This window comes from Ancylomarina sp., assembly GCF_041555295.1.
Lineage (GTDB): Bacteria > Bacteroidota > Bacteroidia > Bacteroidales > Marinifilaceae > Ancylomarina.
Map to the genome: position 1 here is coordinate 1 of NZ_JBFFKR010000485.1, position 1,461 is coordinate 1,461.

Sequence of the window (1,461 nt, forward strand, 5' to 3'; positions counted from 1 at the left end):
ATCCAGTGTTATGGGCACATGAATACCGCCTACACCTTCAATTAAAAGCGTGTCGTAAGCTGCTTCCAGCTTCTCTGTTGATGCATTTATCACATTAATATCTATTTCATCCCCATCTATCTTAGCGGCTAAATGGGGAGAAGCAGGGTAGGTGAATACATAAGGACATGTTGTACCATCTTTGTCTTCCTCGTAAGGCTCTACACCCATAATCTCACGATGAGCGAGTATATCTTCTGAGATCCCGACACAGCCCGTTTGAGCAAACTTTTGTGTCATCACGTTCACATTTCTATCAAGAAGGTATTTTGCCATTAAACCAGTAGCGAAGGTCTTTCCTGCGTCAGTATCGATTCCAGTTATGAAGTAAGTGCTCATATTTGATGATTTTGTTAATGTGTTAATTTGTTGATTCTGTCAATATGGAAACGACCACATCATCATATCAACTCATGCTCTAGAAGTGATTTGAGTTAATTTTCTTGAAACTTTTTTACTTTAACCTTTATCCTTGATTTTCGGTTTTGCAATAAAGTAGATAGGCTGATAGCTTAGGGGAACACCCAGTTCTGTTCCAAAAAGATCTTTATAACGTTCTTCGAAGTTCTTTAGATCCGATTTTGTCCAGACCTTTCCGGGTAAACCGTTGACGCCGGTTCGTTTCATATGGTGCAAGATCTCGATAGGCTCAGGGAAATGTCGGGTGATGATTTCTTTTTCACTCCAAACCACATCGAAGTACTTTTCCAGAAGTTGTAGGTGTGCGTTATAAGTGAGGTAATCTAAGCCACTGCCGTTTACCGAGCGAATCTCACGGTAATTTTCAGGACCAAAGCTGCTAAAAGCAAGAAAACCTGTTGAAGATAAAGCTTTAGCACATTTTTCGAGAAAGGCATCCAGATTATTGAACCATTGAAATGTGGAGCCAGATAGAATCAAATCCAGATTCTGAGGCAAAGCCTTGGCTTCAATATCACCCCCCATGAATTGAATCTTGGGATTGATCGCTTCCAGGATAGGCGCATATTCCTCCACAATATCATTTGCCAGATAGCTGTTTGCATCGAAGAATTGAAAATACTTCTCTGTCAGAACAGCAGGGCCACAACCAATCTCCAAAACAGAAGCGTGATACACAGGACAACGCCATCTCATCTCAGCAATCAGTCGTGAAGCAATGGCTTCCTGAACAATAGCATGCTTGCGATAAGTGGTGATGCTCTTCACAAACCCCTTCTGAACTTTATCCTTATTTATCTTTTGTTGATTCACAATCTGTTTATCTCTGTGTGTTGCCTTTTCCGACCTTTTGACTTTCAAGACTTTTAGACCTTTAGTATCTCATCCCAAGAGTTCCAGACTGTGAAACAAAAATGAGGCGAATTTAAAACTATCTTATTGGTCTTATTTTCCCAAGCTTGTTCTAAATTATTGAAAGGGAAAATCATATCTCGTGACGAA

At 40.2% G+C, this 1,461-nt stretch carries 2 protein-coding genes; both read right to left on the reverse strand.

Going from position 1 to position 1,461, the window contains the following annotated elements; all coding sequences use genetic code 11:
• On the reverse strand, positions 1–378 hold a 378-nt coding region (gene bioD, locus ABY905_RS17295), incomplete at its 3' end, for a dethiobiotin synthase (protein ID WP_372646153.1).
• Positions 379–498: 120 nt separating this feature from the next.
• A complete protein-coding gene (gene bioC, locus ABY905_RS17300) occupies positions 499–1,320 on the reverse strand; it encodes a malonyl-ACP O-methyltransferase BioC (protein ID WP_372646154.1) in 822 nt (273 codons plus the stop codon).
• Between the last annotated feature and the right edge of the window lie 141 nt (positions 1,321–1,461).